Here is a 16,178-nt window from a genome sequence, read left to right on the forward strand (position 1 = left end):
GGCGACCAGCTGGCGCAGACTGCGGACGCCGATCACCGTCACCCCGGGGACGAGCGAGGCCTCGGGCGCGGTCTGCTCGGCGACCACCACCTAGGCTCCTTCCCATGCATGACGTACAGCCCTTGGTCGAAGCCGTCGACTCCCTGGCGGATCGTTTCCGCTCGCTGCCGCAGAGCAAGCTGCTGGGCGCCGTGCCAGGGCACGCCTCGCGGGCGGCGGCCGTGCTGGGGCTGGCCCGGCGGCTGGCCGCGCTGGCGCTGGCGGCGGAGGGCGGGCCGCAGCGGGAGTTCCCGGACGCCGGGGCCTTCGCGGTGGGGGACCAGTTGGCCGTCGCCGGGCACGACCTGGCGGCCGCTCTCGCGGTGCTGCCCGGGGGCACCGTGGTGGCGCTGCCGGAGGGGTCGGCCACCGTGGACGAGGTACTGGCCGGGGCGGTGGCCGCGGTGCGGGAGACCGCCGAGCTCTGCGCCTGAGCCGGTACGGGCGCGCCGTGCGGTTGAGGTGGCGTCAGATGCTGGCGACCACCCGGTCGGCGAGCACGTAGACGGCCTCCTCGTCGGTGGAGAAGGTCAGCGAGTACGAGCCGGAGAAGCGCGATCCGCCGAGCAGTCGGACGTGCTCACCGGCGCGGACCGCGTCGATCAGCCGGTAGGCGGCCTCCCGGTCGCCCGGGGCCACGCACAGCGTGGTGCCGTCGGCGAAGGCGTACACGTCCAGGGTGCCCAGCGGGCCCGGGCGGACGTCGACCAGGGCGACGGCCTCCTCGGCGAGGGTGGCCAGCCGGGTGTCGGTCCACTCGCGGGACGGCGCCTGGCTCGGCACGAAGTCGGGGTGCGAGGGGTGGCGGCGCGGATCGGGCGCGGCGACCGGGGCGTCCGCCACGGTCGGCTCGGTGTCCAGCAGTCCGGCCTCCAGGCCGGTCGCCAGCAGGTCGGCCTCGCGGCGGGCCCGGGCGTCCTTGGCGGTCTCGCCGACCGGGTGGCCGGGGCGCAGCGGCGCGCCGCCCTCGGTGCCGGGCTCGGCCGGACCGGTGCCGCCCTCGTTGATCAGGTCCTCCAGCGCGGAGCGCAGTGCCTCACCGAACTCCGGGTCCATCGTCCCGACGTTGTCGGCGGCGTCCTGCGGGCCGGTGGGGCGGGGGAAGAACAGCGGCCACTCGTCGGTGCCGGCCAATACCCCGGTGAAGGGGGAGTCGAACAGTGGCGCGTCCTCGGCCGCGCGGGCCTCCTGCTCGGCCCAGAACGCCCGGGCCTCGGTGATCTCCCGCTCGCGGTCGGCGGCGAGCGCCTCGGCGACGGCCCGGCGTATCGCGGCCTCGTCGACCGGTGCGGGCGCGGCCTGCGCGTCCAGTCGGCGGGAGAGTCCTCGGAGGTGGAGCAGCGCGGCGGTCGACACGGCGATCAGGACCAGCAGCAGGATGGTGTAGACGGCGCTCACGGAACGTACTCCTAGCGAGGAGCGGAACGGGGTTACGTGTCCACACTGCCGCATTCGGTGCTGTTACCGCAGTGGCGAATGTCTAATTCGTCCAAGACTTTCGGCCTTGTCCCCAAATTGTTAGGTAACACCGTTCTACGCAGTGAAGTTGATCCACTCCGCAGTGTCGATCTCCGGGTCGGAAACGAACGGGAGGAGGGCCGGATCGACCTCGCGGTGTGATCCGGCCCTCAATTACGCTACGTCACTCCAAACGGGTGCTCCAGACCCTTCGGAGCGGTTCGGCGGGGTCAGCTGAGGCGCTCGATGACCATGGCCATGCCCTGGCCGCCGCCGACGCACATGGTCTCCAGGCCGAACTGCTTGTCGTGCCACTGCAGGGAGTTGATCAGCGTGGTGGTGATCCGGGCGCCGGTCATGCCGAAGGGGTGGCCGACCGCGATGGCGCCACCGTTGACGTTCAGCTTGTCCAGGTCGATGCCGAGGTCGCGGTAGGAGGGGATCACCTGGGCGGCGAAGGCCTCGTTGATCTCGACCAGGTCGATGTCACCGATGGTCAGGCCGGCCCGCTTGAGCGCCTGCTTGGAGGCCTCGACCGGGCCGTAGCCCATGATCTCGGGGGAGAGTCCGCTGACGCCGGTGGAGACCACCCGGGCGAGCGGGGTGATGCCGAGCTCGCGGGCCTTGGTGTCGGACATGATGACCAGCGCGGCGGCGCCGTCGTTGAGCGGGCAGCAGTTGCCGGCGGTGACGGTGCCGTCGGGGCGGAACACCGGCTTCAGGCCGGACACGCCCTCCAGGGTGACGCCGGCGCGCGGGCCGTCGTCCGTGCTCACCACGGTGCCGTCCGGGAGCGTGACCGGGGTGATCTCGCGCTCCCAGAAGCCGGCCTTGATCGCCGCCTCGGCGAGGTTCTGCGAGCGGACGCCGAACTCGTCCTGCTCGGCGCGGGTGATGCCCTTGAGCGCGGCCAGGTTCTCGGCGGTCTGGCCCATCGCGATGTAGGCGTCCGGCACCAGGCCGTCCTCGCGCGGGTCGTGCCACTCCCCGCCGCCCTCCTCGGCGCGCTTCTTGGTGCGGGCCTGGGCCTCGTCGAAGATCGGGTTCATGGTGCCCGGCAGGCCGTCCGAGGTGCCCTTGACGCTGCGTGAGACGGTCTCGACGCCGGCCGAGATGAAGACGTCGCCCTCGCCGGCCTTGATCGCGTGCAGTGCCATCCGCGTGGTCTGCAGCGAGGAGGAGCAGTACCGGGTGATGGTGGCGCCGGGCAGGTAGTCCATGCCCATCTGCACGGCCACGATGCGGGCCAGGTTGTGGCCCTGCTCGCCGCCCGGCAGGCCGCAGCCGAGCATCAGGTCGTCGATCTCGCGCGGGTCGAGCTGCGGGACCTTGGCCAGGGCGGCCTGGATGATGTGGGCGGTCAGGTCGTCCGGGCGGACGTCCTTGAGCGAGCCCTTGAAGGCCCGGCCGATCGGCGAACGGGCGGCGCTGACGATGACGGCTTCGGGCATGGCGGGCTCCTCGCTGAGTGACGACGGACTGGCGGTCCGGGAGGTAAGCTACCGCTTAGTCATTCAGGCGTCACCGGCTCCAGCGTGTGAGCTGGCCGACGTGTTCCCGGGGTCCGCGTCGGGATCCGTGTCGGGATCCCCACCAGCTTCTTTCCCGCCCTCCTGGCCCGGCAGGCCGATCCGCAGCCGATGCCTCAACAAGGCCCAGCGCCGGCCCGCGCCCTCCGCCTCCACGGCCGCCACCTCGGTGCCCGCCCGTCCGGCGGCCGTCGCGGCGGCCACCGCGACCGGCAGCACCGTCCCGCCCGGGACCGGGGCGCTCGGGCGCTCCTCCTCCGGCCACAGGCCGAGCGTCGCGCAGACCGAGGGCAGGACGGCCATCGAGGCGGTGGCGTAACCCTGGGCGGAGGGGTGGTAGCGGTCGGCGGCGAACATCTCCGGGCGGGCGGCGAACTCCGGGCCCAGCAGCGAGCCGAGCGAGACGGTGCGGCCGCCGGCCTCCACCACCGCGATGGTCTGCGCGGCGGCCAGCTGGCGGCTCAGCCGCCGCGCCACCCAGCGCAGCGGCGGGCGCACCGGCTTGATCGTCCCGAGGTCCGGGCAGGTGCCCACCACCACCTCGCAGCCGTTGGCGCGCAGGGCGGCGACGGCCTCGCCGAGCTGGCGGACGGCCACCTGGGCCGGGCTGTGCCGGGTCACGTCATTGGCGCCGATCATGATCACGGCGACGTCGGGGCGGTGCGGCAGCACCTGTTCCAGCTGGCCGGAGAGGTCGGCGGAGCGGCCGCCGGAGCGGGCCACGTTGACCAGCCGCACCGGGCGCTCGGCCACCGAGGCCAGGCCCGCCGCCAGCAGCGCGCCCGGGGTCTCGCGGGCGCGGGCCACGCCCAGGCCGGCGCCGGTGGAGTCGCCGAGGACGGCCAGCACCAGCGGCGGCTGCGGGGCGGCGGAGCGGTCGGCGAAGGCCTCGCCGTAGACGCCGTCGGCCTTGGGCGGGACGGTCTCCAGGACGCCGATGGCCTGGATGGCGAGTTTGCTCTCGGTCAGCAGCAGGCCGACCAGGCCCACCCCCAGCAGGCCGAGCCCGCCGCCGCCGTACGCCGCCGCGGTGGCGATCCGGCGGGCCACCCGAGCCCGCGAGTCCCGTGCGCCTGGCATCCGGTGCCCCCTTCGCGTCCTCGTGCCGCCCCTCGGGGGACGCGCATCGCCTGCACAGCGGTCTTACCCGGATGGGGGGTGGCAGTACCGGAGGCGGCGGCGGGGGTGGGCCATTGGGGGAGGTGTGCCGGAGGGGAACCCCGGGGCGGCGCCCACGCCCTAGGCTTTGCAGTACCGAAAGCACTCGCATGCCCATAGACCGGGAGGACCCCCGTGCGGTACCACAACTCGATCATCGACCTGGTCGGCAACACGCCGCTGGTCAAGCTGAACAAGGTCACCGAGGGCATCAGCGCGACAGTGCTGGCGAAGGTCGAGTACTTCAACCCCGGCGGCTCGGTGAAGGACCGCATCGCGATGCGCATGATCGAGGCCGCCGAGGCCTCGGGCGCCCTCAAGCCGGGCGGCACGATCGTGGAGCCGACCTCGGGCAACACCGGTGTCGGTCTGGCGATCGTGGCCCAGCAGAAGGGCTACAAGTGCATCTTCGTCTGTCCTGACAAGGTGTCCACCGACAAGATCAACACCCTGCGCGCGTACGGCGCCGAGGTGGTCGTCTGCCCGACCGCCGTCGCCCCGGAGCACCCGGACTCGTACTACAACGTCTCCGACCGTCTCGTCCGCGAGACCCCGAACGCCTGGAAGCCGGACCAGTACTCCAACCCGGAGAACCCGGCCTCGCACTACCACTCCACCGGCCCGGAGCTGTGGGAGCAGACCGAGGGGAAGATCACCCACTTCGTGGCGGGCGTCGGCACCGGCGGCACCATCTCCGGCACCGGCAACTACCTGAAGGAGGTCTCCGGCGGGAAGGTCAAGGTCGTCGGCGCCGACCCGGAGGGCTCGGTCTACTCGGGCGGCACCGGCCGTCCGTACCTGGTCGAGGGCGTCGGTGAGGACTTCTGGCCGACCGCCTACGACCGCGACGTCGCGGACGAGATCGTCGCCGTCTCCGACAAGGACTCGTTCCAGATGACCCGCCGCCTGGCCAAGGAGGAGGGCCTGCTGGTCGGCGGCTCCTGCGGGATGGCCGTGGTGGCCGCGCTGGAGGTGGCCAGCGGGCTCGGGCCGGACGACGTCGTGGTGGTGCTGCTGCCGGACGGTGGCCGCGGCTACCTGTCGAAGATCTTCAACGACGACTGGATGGCCGACTACGGCTTCCTGCCCTCGTCCACCGACGAGGCCCACATCGGCGAGGTGCTGGGCCGCAAGGAGGCCATCGAGCAGGGCGGCATCCCGCAGTTCGTCCACATGCACCCGAACGAGACGGTCGCCGAGGCGGTCCGGGTGCTGCGCGAGTACGGCGTCTCGCAGATGCCGGTGGTCTCCCCGGGCGCCGGGCACCCGGACATCATGGCCGGCGAGGTGATCGGCTCGGTGGTGGAGAAGCTGCTGCTGGAGGGCATCTTCGCGAAGGAGATCGAGCTCACCGACACGCTGGACAAGGTGATGTCCAAGCCGCTGCCGGTGGTCGGCTCCGGTGAGACCGTCACCAACCTGATGACCGTGCTGGAGAAGGCCGACGCGGCGGTCGTGCTGGTGGAGGGCAAGCCGCAGGGCATCGTCACCCGCCAGGACCTGCTGGGCTTCCTGACCACCCGCGGCGCCGCCCACTGACGCTCGGTCACCCCGCTTCGCCCGTGCACGGATCCGATGGGTTCGTCCACGGGCGAAGTGGTACACCGGCGTCACCTGCCCGCAGCACGTGGTTAACAACGCTCCGGCATCGTGGTGGTCAACGGCAAGACGCCGAGCGAGACGGCGGCGGTCCACCGGGAGCGGCTCCCCGGTGGACGCGGTCGACTCCGGACACGTCGGACGGTCCTGACCCGGCCCGCCGTGTCCGCCCTCCCCGACCGGCATCGGAGGGAGGGGCCCCGCGGGAGGCGCCGTCGTCCCGCCCCTGTCCGGCTCCGGCCGGTCGACAGGGTGCGGCGGCTCCCGCGGTGCACACCGCGCCGTACGGCGCGTCTCCGCGGCTCCCGGGTGGGGGAGCCGATGCGGAGAGACGGTGGGGCCGGTCCTTCTCCGAGGGGCCGGCCCTTCCCGTGCGCCCCGGCCTTCCGTGCGCCCCGGCGGCCCGTCGTCCCGTACGCTCGCACGCATGACCAGCACTGAAACGACCGGCCAGGACGCCCCGCGCTACGTCAAGCTCAAGATCGAGCTGATCGCGGAGATCACCGACGAGGGCGCGCTCAAGGCGGCCGCCCTGAAGCAGGTCGCCGAGGACGAGTACCTCGACGACGAGGAGCGGGCCCAGTCCGTCGAGGCCATCGAGGTGGACCCGTCGGGTTCGCTCGCCCACTTCATCGACCCCGTCGCGCTGCTCGGGGACGTTCCGGGCGTCGAGCTCGCCTCGGCGACCTGGGAGTCGGCGCAGACCGAGTTCGACCCCGAGAGCGAGGAGTGGGACGAGTACACCGTGGCCGAGTCGGCCGAGTAACGGCCGTCCGTACCGTGGCCGCTCGCACCGTGGCCGCTCGTGAACGCCCGGTCCGCTTCGGCGGGCTGGGCGTTTTGTCCATGTTGGTCGGGAAGTTGGGTCAGCTCATACGATCACCTACCCTTCGGTGATGGAACCGTGAACGGGTGGATTGCGTTTCTGTATCCGTAAATGCCCGGGATGATCAGCAGGGAGACGCGACGTGACGGCACAGGACGGTCAGGGGCGGGTGGCCGGCGGGAACTGGAGTCGACGCGGAGTGCTCGCGGGCCTGATCGGGGCTCCGGTGCTGCTGCTGGCGGCCTGCAACGACAACAGCGGCGGCAGCGGGGGATCCGGTGGCAGCGGCGGGTCCGGCGGTGCCGGAGCCGGCGGCACCCCGGGCTCGGGCGGCGGGAGCGGCACCCCCAAGACCTCGGCCGCCGTCATCACCGTCAGCCCGGCGGACGGCGCCACCGGCGCCAGCTTCAGCGACCCGGTCAAGGTGACCGTCGCCAACGGCACCCTGAGCACCGTCAAGGTCACCGACTCCACCGGCAAGGAGCTGGCCGGCCAGCTCTCCTCGGACAACACCGGCTGGACCTCGGCCGCGGCCCCGGCCAGCGGTACCAAGTACTCCGTCACCGCCACCGCCCTCGACAAGGACAAGCTGGAGGCGGACGCCAACGCGACCTTCACCACGGCGACCCCGGCCAACACCTTCGTCGGCTACTTCACCCCCGAGGACGGTTCGACCGTCGGCGTCGGCATGCCGGTCTCGATCAACTTCAGCAAGCCGATCACGGACCGCAAGGCCGTCCAGCAGGCGATCACCGTGATAGCCGAGCCGGGCGTCGAGATCGTCGGGCACTGGTTCTCCAGCACCCGGCTCGACTTCCGGCCGCAGGAGTACTGAACCAAGGGCACCAAGGTCACCCTCAAGCTCCGGCTCAAGGACGTCGAGGGTGCGAAGGGCGTGTTCGGCACCCAGTCCAAGGACGTGAGCTTCACCATCGGCCGCGCCCAGACCAGCGTCGCCGACCTCGCCACCAAGAAGCTCACCGTCACCACGGACGGCCAGGTCAGCGCCGTCTACAAGATCTCCGGCGGCGCCCCCGAGCACACCACCTGGGGCGGCAAGATGGTCATCTCCGAGCAGTTCACCCAGACCCGGATGAACTCGCAGACCGTCAACCTGGGCAGCGAGTACGACATCGCCGACGTGCCGCACGCCCAGCGCCTCACCACCTCGGGCACCTTCATCCACGGCAACTACTGGTCCTCGCCGTCGATCTTCGGCGGCCAGAACACCAGCCACGGCTGCGTCGGCCTGCAGGACGCCAAGGGCGCGCAGGACAGCAGCACGGACGGCTTCAAGTTCTACAAGTCCTCGATGGTCGGTGACGTGGTCGAGGTCGTGAACTCCGGCGACAAGACCGTCGCCCCGGACAACGGCCTGAACGGCTGGAACCTGAGCTGGGCCGAGTGGAAGGCCGGCAGCGCGGCCTGACCGTCACCTGAAACTCCTCCTCGGGCGGACCGAACCTCGCGGCCCGCCCGAGGAGTCAGGTGGGTGTGAAACGCGAGCAGAGACAGCGACAGGACGCCGAGTTCAGCGCGTTCGTCGCCGGGAGCGGCCGCCAACTGCTGAGGCTGGCGGAACTGCTGACCGGCGACCCCGAGCGGGCCAAGGACATCGTGCAGTCCGCGCTGGAACGTGCCTACCTGCACTGGCACCGGATCACCGGTGACGACCCCACCGCGTACGTCCGCCGGATCGTGGTCAACCAGCACCGCGACTGGTGGCGCCGGCTGCGCAACCGAGAGCTGCCCACCGACCACACCCCGGACCGGCCGCTGGCGGAGGACCTCGCCGAGCTGCAGGCCCAACGGGCGCTGGTGCACCAGGCGTTGGGCGCGCTCACCCGCCGGGAGCGGACCGTCGTCGTGCTGCGGTACTACGGGGACCTCACCGAGGCCGCCATCGCGGCCGAACTGGGCATCGCCCCCGGCACGGTGAAGAGCACCCTGAACCGGGCGCTGTCGAAGCTGCGCGCACTCCCCGAACTCGCCGACCGCACCGGCGGAGCGGCGGGTCCCACGACGGACATCGAGGTGACGGTATGAGCTTCGAGGACAGACTCGGAGAACTGCTCAAGGACGAGGACCCGTTGGCGCCCGGGCCGCAGCCGGCGGAGGTCATCGCCGGCGCCCGGCGTCGCCGGGCCCGGCGCCGGGTGGGGGCCGGGGCGGCCGCCCTGGCGGTGGCGCTGGTCTGCGGGGTCACGGCGGTGACGGCGGGCGGCGCCCGGCACGGCGGGGACCTCGCGGCCGAGGCGGGGGCGGCGATGACGCCCTCAGCGGCGGCGACCGCCCTGGTGCCGGAGGCCGCTCCGACCCCGACCACGACCCCAGCCCCGACGGTGTCCGCGCTGCCGCTCTCGCCGGTGCGGCGGGCCGGGGTCGGGGAGAAGATCGACGTGATCGACGGCACCCGGATCTGGGTCACGCCGACCCAGCGCTGCGACGAGTCCCGCGGGCCCGACGGCGTCTGGCGCAGCAACTTCGACTGCCGGGACGTCACCAGCGACAACCTCGACCACAGCAAGCCGAACATCTACACCCAGGGCTCCGAGAACGCCGACCACGACGTGCTGTTCGGCATGTTCCTCGGCCCCGTGACCCCGGCCCGACTGGTCGCCTTCCGGGACGGCAAGCCCTATCTGGCCACCCTGGTCACCGTGCCCGGGATGAAGGACTGGGCGGCGTACTACGTCGTCCTGCCCCACAAGGCCCCCGAGCCGAAGGGGCACGAACAGATCGGCACCACCGTCGCCGGCTACGACGCCGACGGCAAACTGGTGGCGGAGAACCCCGCCTACCGGACGGACGGCACCCACGACCGGGCCCCGGCCACGCTCTGAGCCGTACCGATCACCGCTTCGCGTAGTCCGCGAAGCCCTGCCAGTCGACGATCACGCACGGCTCGTCGCCCAGGATCCAGGCGTCGTGGCCGGGCGGGCAGACCATGAAGTCACCGGGGCCGAAATCGGTCTGCTGGCCGTCGTCCATGACTATCCGCATCCGGCCGGAGATCACGTATCCCAGGTGGGCGGCCTGGCAGCTGTCGGTCCTGGCGAGCGGTTTCACGTGCTTGGACCACTGCCACCCCGGCTGGAACACGGCCCTGCCGACCGGGCCGGCGTCCAGGTTGACCAGGCGCAGCTCCCCCATGCCCTCCTCGAACAGTCGGACTTCCTCGGGATCGTCGAAGTTCCTGCGGACCAGACCGGACATGGCGTACTCCTCTCCACGAGGGCGGCCCGGCCACCAGCGAGTGGCCGGGCCGGCCCTGCTGGCCATTCCAGTCTGCGGCCGGGACCGGGAGCGGTCGCCTTGAGTGGCCGGCCCCGGTCGGGCCCGGGTGCGGGGGCTCGGCCCCCTTGCGGGTCACGCCGATCGGGCACGAGGTGCCGGTGCCGTTGAGGGTTGCATGGAGGCCGCAGTGACTCACACCGCACGAGTCACACCGCCGGCTGAACGGGCCCCGGGCCGGTGGTGGACGGGCCGCTCCTGTCGGTGCTTCGTGTCTCAGCTGCCTGCCTTGGCGACGCCGATCGGGCAGGAGGCACCCGTGCCGCCGAGACCGCAGTAGCCGTTGGGGTTCTTGGCCTCGGACAGGTACTGCTGGTGGTACGGCTCGGCCGGGTAGAACGGGCCGGCCGGGGCGATCTCGGTGGTGATCGGGCCGTAACCGAGCGCGGTCAGCGCGGGCTGGAAGGTGTCCCGGGTGGCGGTCGCGGCGGCGGCCTGGGCGGGGGAGTGGGTGTAGAGCGCGGAGCGGTACTGGGTGCCCACGTCGTTGCCCTGGCGGTTGCCCTGGGTCGGGTCGTGCGCCTCCCAGAAGGCCTTCAGCAGTTGCTCGTACGAGACCACGGCCGGATCGAACACCACCCGGACCGCCTCGGTGTGCCCGGTCAGCCCGCTGCACACCTCCTCGTACGTCGGGTTCGGGGTGTAGCCGCCCTGGTAGCCGACCAGCGTCGTCCAGACGCCGGGCAGCTGCCAGAAGGTGCGCTCGGCGCCCCAGAAGCAGCCCATCCCGAAGTCGGCCACCTCCAGTTCCTCCGGATACGGCCCGGTGAGCGGGTGGCCGAGCACGGTGTGCGGCGCGGTCAGGGTGAAGGCCGCCGCCTGGCGGCCGGGCAGCGCCTGGTCGGCGGGGACGAGCGAGGACTTGTGGCGGCTGAACATCACGGCCTGCTCCAGCGGGGTAGGGAGGGTTGCCCAGGATTCAACGCACCGGGCGGTCCGCGGATTCCGGCGGGCGCGTCGGCGTACGGCCACTAGGCTCGGAGCCATGACCGAGCACCAGCTTCCCCAGGGCTTCGAGACCCTCGCCATCCACGCGGGTCAGGAAGCAGACCCCCAGACCGGGGCCGTCGTCACGCCGATCTACCAGGTGTCCACCTACAAGCAGGACGGGGTGGGCGGCCTGCGGGGCGGCTACGAGTACAGCCGCAGCGCCAACCCGACCCGCACCGCGCTGGAGGAGTGCCTCGCGGCGCTGGAGGGCGGCGCCCGCGGCCTCGCCTTCGCCTCCGGCCTGGCCGCCGAGGACACCCTGCTGCGCACCATCCTCAAGCCGGGCGACCACATCGTGATCCCCAACGACGCCTACGGCGGCACCTTCCGGCTGTTCGCCAAGGTGCTGACCCGCTGGGGCGTCGAGTTCTCCGTCGCCAACACCCAGAACCTGGACGACGTCCGGGCCGCGCTGCGCCCCAACACCCGCGCGGTGTGGGTGGAGACCCCGTCCAACCCGCTGCTGGGCATCACCGACCTGGCCGCGCTGGCCGAGGTCGCGCACGGTGCCGGGGCGCTGCTGGTGGTCGACAACACCTTCGCCAGCCCGTACCTGCAGCAGCCGATCGCGCTCGGCGCGGACGCGGTCGTGCACTCCACCACCAAGTACATGGGCGGCCACTCGGACGTGGTCGGCGGTGCGCTGGTGCTGGCCGAGGCGGGCCTGGGCGAGGAGGTCGCGTACCACCAGAACGCGATGGGCGCCGTCTCCGGCCCGTTCGACGCCTGGCTGGTGCTGCGCGGCATCAAGACGCTGGGCGTCCGGATGGACCGGCACAGCTCCAACGCGGAGAAGGTCGCCGAGCTGCTGGCGAGCCACCCCAAGGTCAGCCAGGTGCTCTACCCGGGCCTGCCCGAGCACCCCGGCCACGACATCGCCGCCAAGCAGATGAAGGCCTTCGGCGGCATGGTCTCGTTCCGGGTCGCCGGCGGCGAGGAGGCGGCCGTCGAGGTCTGCAACCGCGCGCAGCTGTTCACCCTGGGCGAGTCGCTGGGCGGCGTGGAGTCGCTGATCGAGCACCCGGGCCGGATGACCCACGCCTCGGCGGCCGGTTCGCCGCTGGAGGTGCCGGCCGACCTGGTGCGCGTCTCGGTCGGCATCGAGTCGGTCGACGACCTGCTGGCCGACCTCAAGCAGGCGCTGGGCTGAGCGGGTTACTGCCCCTGCTGGTCCGCCGTGTACGACTCCATCGCGTGGTTGAAGCGGGCCAGCAGGGCGCAGAACGCCTGCTGCTCCTCGGGCGGCCAGTCGGCCGTCAGGCGGCGGGCCAACTCGGCCCGGCCGTCCCGGACTTCGGCGAGCCGGCCGGTGCCGCCCGGGGTCAGCGCGAGGCGTACCGCGCGGCGGTCGGCCGGGTCCTGGACCCGGCCGACCAGTCCGGCCGCGACCAGCGGGGCGACCTGGCGGGTCACCGTGGAGGAGTCCACTCCGAGCGCCTCGGCCAGCGCCTTGACGTTCGCGGGCCCGTGCCGCTCCAGGCGGTCGAGCAGTAGGTAGGCGGCCCGGTCCAGCGCGGCGAGGCCGCCGCCGGAGGTTCGGACCTGTTCCATCCGGCGGGCGAACACCGCCAGCTGGTACTGGAGTTGGGTGTGCACGGGCTCGGTTCGGTCGGTGGCCTGGGGCGAGGTCGTCGTCATCGCGGCTCACGATCGTCGTGCGGTGAGAGAGGCTCAGAAGCAGCAGCGTACGCGGGCGGGGCGGACCCGGGAACAGCCCCGACGTCCCCGATTGGTGGTGTCGCGAGCCCTACTCTGGGATCATGCACAACTGGCCGATCACCCTCGACGACGTCCGCGGGGCCCAGAAGATGCTCGCCGGAGTCGCCCGGGTGACCCCGATGGAGGGCAGCCGGCACCTGTCCGGGCTGATCGGTTCGCCGGTCCACCTGAAGTGCGAGAACCTGCAGCGCACCGGCTCCTTCAAGTTGCGCGGGGCGTACGTGCGGATCGCGGGGCTCTCGCCGGTGCAGCGGGCCGGCGGGGTGGTGGCGGCGAGCGCCGGGAACCACGCCCAGGGGGTGGCGTTGGCGGCCTCGCTGCTGGGGGTGCGCTCCACCGTCTTCATGCCGGTCGCGGCGCCGCTGCCGAAGGTCGCGGCCACCCGCGAGTACGGCGCCGAGGTGCGGCTGCACGGCGCCACCGTGGACGAGGCGCTGCTGGCCGCGCAGCGGTACTCGGAGGCGACCGGCGCGGTGTTCATCCACCCCTTCGACCACTGGGACATCGTCACCGGCCAGGCGACCGTCGGCCTGGAGATCCTGGAGCAGTGCCCCGAGGTGCGCACCATCCTGGTCGGGGTGGGCGGCGGTGGGCTGCTGGCCGGGATCGCGGCGGCGGTCAAGCCGCTGCGGCCGGACGTCCAGGTGGTCGGGGTACAGGCGGCCGGCGCGGCCGCGTACCCGCCCTCGCTGGCGGCCGGGCGGCCGGTGTCGCTGGAGCACTTCAGCACCATGGCCGACGGGATCATGGTCGGGCGCCCGGGGGACATCCCGTTCGAGGTGGTCAACACGCTGGCGGACGGCATCCGCACGGTCTCCGAGGACGCGCTGTCGCGGGCCCTGCTGCTCGGCCTGGAGCGGCTGAAGCTGGTGGTCGAGCCGGCCGGGGCGGCCCCGATCGCGGCGTTGCTGGAGCAGCCGGACTCCTTCGAGGGCCCGGTGGTGGCGGTGCTGTCCGGCGGCAACATCGACCCGCAGTTGATGCAGCGGGTGCTGCGGCACGGGCTGGCGGCGGCCGGGCGCTACCTGTCGCTGCGGGTGCGCCTGGCGGACAAGCCGGGTTCGCTGGCGGACCTGCTGGGTGTGCTGACCAGGGTGGACGCCAATGTGCTGGACGTCGCCCACGTGCGGATCGACCCCCGGCTGGGGCTGACCGAGGTCGAGGTGGACCTGCACCTGGAGACCAAGGGGCCGGAGCACTGCGCGCTGGTGGTCGGCGAGCTGCGGGACGCGGGGTACGTGGTTTCCAGCTGAGGCTGTCCGGCTGAGGTGGCCGGGACGGGGCTGTCCGGCTGGGTGCCCGTTCGAAGCCCCCTTGACGCGATGTATCGCGAGTTGTCACACTCGCGATGCATCGCGTTCTGTGTCGATGGCCGGGAACCGAGTTGTCCGCATGCCTGGAATCCAGGCAGATCGGGACAGATCGCTCATATTCGTCCGAGGAGATGAGGCAGGCCATGGCGCCAGCCATCCAAGCCGAGAACCTGGTGAAGACCTTCGGCGACGTCCGGGCCCTGGACGGCGTCAGCCTCGACGTCCCCGACGGCGCTGTGCTCGGGCTGCTCGGCCCGAACGGCGCCGGCAAGACCACCACCGTGCGCGTCCTGACCACCCTGCTCCGCCCCGACTCCGGCCGCGCGGTGGTGGCCGGAGTCGACGTGCTCAAGCACCCGAACAGGGTCCGCAGCCTGATCGGGCTGTCCGGCCAGTACGCGGCGGTCGACGAGTACCTGACCGGCTTCGAGAACCTCACGATGGTCGGCGAGCTCTACCAGATGAGCACCCGCGCCGCGAAGGCCCGCGCGCTGGAGCTGCTGGAGTGGTTCAACCTCACCGAGGCCAAGGACCGCACCGCCAAGACGTACTCCGGCGGCATGCGCCGCCGCCTGGACCTCGCCGCCGCGCTGGTGGTCCGGCCGCCGGTGATGTTCCTGGACGAGCCGACCACCGGCCTCGACCCGCGCAACCGGCTCGCGCTCTGGGAGGTCATCGAGACCCTGGTCGAGCAGGGCACCACGCTGCTGCTCACCACCCAGTACCTGGAGGAGGCCGACCGGCTCGCCCACGACATCGCGGTGGTCGACAACGGCCGGGTGATCGCCCGGGGCACCGCCGACCAGCTGAAGGCGCAGATCGGCGGCGAGCGGATCGAGGTCGTGGTGCACGACCCGGGTTTGGTCGCGGACGCGGTCGCGGCGCTGTCCGGCTACGCGCTCGGCGAGCCCGCCGTGGAGAAGAACACCCGGAAGATCACCGTGCCGGTCAGCGGTGGCGCCCGGGTGCTCGCCGACGCCATCCGCGAACTGGACGGGCGCGGCATAGAGATCGACGACATCGGCCTGCGCCGCCCGACCCTGGACGACGTCTTCCTCACCCTCACCGGCCGCGTCACCGGGACGGCCGAGGACGGCGGCGACGGCACCAAGGGCCGCGGCCGGGGCGGCCGGGGCCGCCGTGGGGCCCGCGGCGCGGACGGCACCGACGGCACCGACGGCGCCGACGGCGCCGACGGCACCGATGACAACGGGCCGGACCAGCAGCAGGCCGTCACGGCCGGAACGGAGTGCTGAGATGAGCGCCGCCACCGAGCACGCCATAGGCGCGGCGATGCCCACGCGGCGCCGGGGTCTGAACGCCACCCTGCACGACTCCTGGGTGGTCGCCAAGCGCAACCTGCGCCGGATGTCCCGGATCCCCGAGATCGTGGTGTTCGGGCTCATGCAACCGGTCATGTTCGTGCTGCTGTTCTCGTACGTCATGGGCGGGGCGATCAAGATCCCCGGGACGAACTCCAGCTCCGACACGTACATCCAGTTCCTGATGGCCGGCATCTTCGCCCAGACCGTCACCTTCGCCGTCGCCGGTGCCTCGGCCGGCATCGCGGAGGACATGACCAAGGGCCTGGTGGACCGCTTCCGCTCGCTGCCGATGGCCCGCTCGGCGGTGCTGGTCGGCCGCACCCTCGCGGACCTGTGCCAGACCGCGTTCACCGTGGTTGTGCTGGCGCTGGTCGCGCTGCTGGTCGGCTGGCGGATCTACGAAGGGGCGCTCAAGGCGCTCGGCGCCTTCGGCCTGCTGCTCCTGCTCGGCTACGCCTTCTCCTGGATCGGCGCGCTGATCGGCCTGTCGGTGCGCAGCCCCGAGGCGGCCACCTCGGCCGGGCTGATCTGGCTGTTCCCGCTGACCTTCGTGTCCAACGCCTTCGTGCCGGTCAGCTCGATGCCGGGCTGGCTGCAGCAGGTCGCGTACTGGAACCCGTTCAGCGCCACCGTGCAGGGCTGCCGGGACCTCTTCGGCAACCAGGTCGGGCCGGTGGACACCGCCTGGCCGATGCAGCACGCGGCGCTGGTGTCGGTGCTGTGGTCGCTGGTGATCACGGCGGTGTTCTCCTGGCTGTCGGTGCGCAAGTACCGCTCGGCCGTGGGGTGAATCGTTTCCACCCGTGCCCTTCCGACGCGGAACGCCCGAGGGCGGTGGGCGAGTGTCGGGGAGCGGGGGAGGTACTCGAGGGGGGGTAGGGGGAGGGGCAGGAAGAGGGGGGGGAGGAACTGGAGAGTGTTAACATCG

The 16,178-nt window shown here is 72.1% G+C and carries 15 protein-coding genes and 1 pseudogene; 10 read left to right on the forward strand and 6 right to left on the reverse strand.

The features are described 5' to 3' along the window. The first annotated feature begins 104 nt into the window (after positions 1 to 104). A complete protein-coding gene (locus tag ACFQ87_RS20135; RefSeq protein WP_380612129.1) occupies positions 105 to 473 on the forward strand; it encodes a hypothetical protein in 369 nt (122 codons plus the stop codon). Between the two features lie 34 nt (positions 474 to 507). Here ACFQ87_RS20135 and ACFQ87_RS20140 read toward each other — a convergent pair whose 3' ends face one another. From ACFQ87_RS20140 to ACFQ87_RS20150, 3 genes are all read right to left on the reverse strand, one after another. Beyond that, a complete protein-coding gene (locus ACFQ87_RS20140; RefSeq protein ID WP_380612130.1) occupies positions 508 to 1,437 on the reverse strand; it encodes a hypothetical protein in 930 nt (309 codons plus the stop codon). A gap of 290 nt (positions 1,438 to 1,727) precedes the next feature. Beyond that, positions 1,728 to 2,948 carry an acetyl-CoA C-acetyltransferase gene (locus ACFQ87_RS20145; RefSeq protein ID WP_380612131.1) on the reverse strand — a complete coding sequence of 407 codons (1,221 nt, stop codon included), beginning with the start codon at positions 2,946 to 2,948 and terminating at the stop codon, positions 1,728 to 1,730. A gap of 63 nt (positions 2,949 to 3,011) precedes the next feature. Continuing rightward, positions 3,012 to 4,106: an SGNH/GDSL hydrolase family protein gene (locus tag ACFQ87_RS20150; RefSeq protein ID WP_380612132.1), complete on the reverse strand. Its 1,095-nt coding sequence runs from the start codon at positions 4,104 to 4,106 to the stop codon at positions 3,012 to 3,014. Between the two features lie 213 nt (positions 4,107 to 4,319). On the opposite strand from ACFQ87_RS20150, the gene ACFQ87_RS20155 reads away from it, so the two are divergent. The 5 genes and pseudogenes from ACFQ87_RS20155 (at position 4,320) to ACFQ87_RS20175 (ending at position 9,452) form a co-directional block, all read left to right on the forward strand. Beyond that, complete coding sequence (locus ACFQ87_RS20155; RefSeq protein WP_380612133.1) at positions 4,320 to 5,723, forward strand: cystathionine beta-synthase; 1,404 nt, start codon at positions 4,320 to 4,322, stop codon at positions 5,721 to 5,723. A 487-nt stretch (positions 5,724 to 6,210) separates the two neighbouring features. Beyond that, the gene (locus tag ACFQ87_RS20160; RefSeq protein WP_380612134.1) at positions 6,211 to 6,549 is read left to right on the forward strand and encodes a hypothetical protein; all 339 of its coding nucleotides are present in this window, start codon (positions 6,211 to 6,213) and stop codon (positions 6,547 to 6,549) included. 202 nt (positions 6,550 to 6,751) lie between these two features. Further along, positions 6,752 to 8,038 (forward strand): annotated as a pseudogene (locus ACFQ87_RS20165) (Ig-like domain-containing protein). A 65-nt stretch (positions 8,039 to 8,103) separates the two neighbouring features. After that, on the forward strand, positions 8,104 to 8,655 hold the full coding sequence (locus tag ACFQ87_RS20170; protein WP_380612135.1) for a SigE family RNA polymerase sigma factor: 552 nt from the start codon (positions 8,104 to 8,106) through the stop codon (positions 8,653 to 8,655). Then, complete coding sequence (locus tag ACFQ87_RS20175; protein ID WP_380612136.1) at positions 8,652 to 9,452, forward strand: hypothetical protein; 801 nt, start codon at positions 8,652 to 8,654, stop codon at positions 9,450 to 9,452. The genes ACFQ87_RS20170 and ACFQ87_RS20175 overlap by 4 nt, the downstream gene beginning before the upstream one ends. A 10-nt stretch (positions 9,453 to 9,462) precedes the next feature. Here ACFQ87_RS20175 and ACFQ87_RS20180 read toward each other — a convergent pair whose 3' ends face one another. Further along, positions 9,463 to 9,825 (reverse strand): cupin domain-containing protein, encoded by a 363-nt coding sequence (locus tag ACFQ87_RS20180; protein WP_380612137.1) that lies wholly within the window; start codon positions 9,823 to 9,825, stop codon positions 9,463 to 9,465. Between the two features lie 294 nt (positions 9,826 to 10,119). Continuing rightward, positions 10,120 to 10,782 (reverse strand): peptide-methionine (S)-S-oxide reductase MsrA, encoded by a 663-nt coding sequence (gene msrA / locus ACFQ87_RS20185; RefSeq protein WP_380612204.1) that lies wholly within the window; start codon positions 10,780 to 10,782, stop codon positions 10,120 to 10,122. A 106-nt stretch (positions 10,783 to 10,888) separates the two neighbouring features. Between msrA and ACFQ87_RS20190 the strand changes: the two genes are divergently transcribed. Continuing rightward, positions 10,889 to 12,043 (forward strand): cystathionine gamma-synthase, encoded by a 1,155-nt coding sequence (locus ACFQ87_RS20190; RefSeq protein ID WP_380612138.1) that lies wholly within the window; start codon positions 10,889 to 10,891, stop codon positions 12,041 to 12,043. A 5-nt stretch (positions 12,044 to 12,048) separates the two neighbouring features. Here the strand turns inward: ACFQ87_RS20190 and ACFQ87_RS20195 are convergent, their stop codons facing one another. After that, positions 12,049 to 12,531 carry a MarR family winged helix-turn-helix transcriptional regulator gene (locus ACFQ87_RS20195; protein WP_380612139.1) on the reverse strand — a complete coding sequence of 161 codons (483 nt, stop codon included), beginning with the start codon at positions 12,529 to 12,531 and terminating at the stop codon, positions 12,049 to 12,051. 122 nt (positions 12,532 to 12,653) lie between these two features. On the opposite strand from ACFQ87_RS20195, the gene ilvA reads away from it, so the two are divergent. From ilvA to ACFQ87_RS20210, 3 genes are all read left to right on the forward strand, one after another. Continuing rightward, complete coding sequence (gene ilvA, locus ACFQ87_RS20200; RefSeq protein WP_380612140.1) at positions 12,654 to 13,865, forward strand: threonine ammonia-lyase; 1,212 nt, start codon at positions 12,654 to 12,656, stop codon at positions 13,863 to 13,865. A gap of 203 nt (positions 13,866 to 14,068) precedes the next feature. After that, positions 14,069 to 15,181: an ATP-binding cassette domain-containing protein gene (locus tag ACFQ87_RS20205; RefSeq protein WP_380612141.1), complete on the forward strand. Its 1,113-nt coding sequence runs from the start codon at positions 14,069 to 14,071 to the stop codon at positions 15,179 to 15,181. Between the two features lies 1 nt (position 15,182). Beyond that, the gene (locus ACFQ87_RS20210) at positions 15,183 to 16,040 is read left to right on the forward strand and encodes an ABC transporter permease (protein WP_380612142.1); all 858 of its coding nucleotides are present in this window, start codon (positions 15,183 to 15,185) and stop codon (positions 16,038 to 16,040) included. Positions 16,041 to 16,178 lie beyond the last annotated feature (138 nt).

It is taken from the genome of Kitasatospora sp. NPDC056531, assembly GCF_042794375.1.
Taxonomy (GTDB): Bacteria; Actinomycetota; Actinomycetes; order Streptomycetales; family Streptomycetaceae; genus Kitasatospora.

Coding starts and splice junctions, on each gene's coding strand:
- ACFQ87_RS20190 (WP_380612138.1), top strand. CDS start 10,889: ATGACCGAGCACCAGCTTCCCCAGGGCTTCGAGACCCTCGCCATCCAC.
- ACFQ87_RS20210 (WP_380612142.1), top strand. CDS start 15,183: ATGAGCGCCGCCACCGAGCACGCCATAGGCGCGGCGATGCCCACGCGG.
- ACFQ87_RS20195 (WP_380612139.1), bottom strand. CDS start 12,531: ATGACGACGACCTCGCCCCAGGCCACCGACCGAACCGAGCCCGTGCAC.
- ACFQ87_RS20180 (WP_380612137.1), bottom strand. CDS start 9,825: ATGTCCGGTCTGGTCCGCAGGAACTTCGACGATCCCGAGGAAGTCCGA.
- ACFQ87_RS20150 (WP_380612132.1), bottom strand. CDS start 4,106: ATGCCAGGCGCACGGGACTCGCGGGCTCGGGTGGCCCGCCGGATCGCC.
- ACFQ87_RS20205 (WP_380612141.1), top strand. CDS start 14,069: ATGGCGCCAGCCATCCAAGCCGAGAACCTGGTGAAGACCTTCGGCGAC.
- ACFQ87_RS20135 (WP_380612129.1), top strand. CDS start 105: ATGCATGACGTACAGCCCTTGGTCGAAGCCGTCGACTCCCTGGCGGAT.
- msrA (WP_380612204.1), bottom strand. CDS start 10,782: ATGTTCAGCCGCCACAAGTCCTCGCTCGTCCCCGCCGACCAGGCGCTG.
- ACFQ87_RS20145 (WP_380612131.1), bottom strand. CDS start 2,948: ATGCCCGAAGCCGTCATCGTCAGCGCCGCCCGTTCGCCGATCGGCCGG.
- ACFQ87_RS20160 (WP_380612134.1), top strand. CDS start 6,211: ATGACCAGCACTGAAACGACCGGCCAGGACGCCCCGCGCTACGTCAAG.
- ilvA (WP_380612140.1), top strand. CDS start 12,654: ATGCACAACTGGCCGATCACCCTCGACGACGTCCGCGGGGCCCAGAAG.
- ACFQ87_RS20175 (WP_380612136.1), top strand. CDS start 8,652: ATGAGCTTCGAGGACAGACTCGGAGAACTGCTCAAGGACGAGGACCCG.